The 207-nt window shown below is 56.0% G+C and carries 1 protein-coding gene; it reads right to left on the bottom strand.

Features of this window, described 5'->3' with window-relative positions:
* On the bottom strand, positions 1-207 hold a 207-nt coding region (locus tag EXE44_RS21330), incomplete at both ends, for a hypothetical protein (RefSeq protein ID WP_206750426.1).

Below are 207 nucleotides of genomic sequence, written 5' to 3'. Positions count from 1 at the left end.
ATCTGGTTCTGGTAGCGATACGCGTACATGGAGTCCTGCCGTTCGAGACAGTCCGGACACGCTCTGATACACTGCTTTGTGATCTCCTCAACTCGGTCGGCGAGTTCGCTTAGGTCTCTGCGCTGGGAGCCACGGTTGGCAAACCGTTCGTAGGTGTTTCGCACTCGGGAATCGACAAAGGTCTCTTCTTCGAGACCGAGAACGACG

This window comes from Halorubrum sp. SS7 (genome assembly GCF_005435055.1).
Lineage (GTDB): Archaea > Halobacteriota > Halobacteria > Halobacteriales > Haloferacaceae > Halorubrum > Halorubrum salinarum.
Note: the sequence above shows the minus strand (reverse complement) of the source record. Positions and strands in the feature narration are given on the sequence as shown.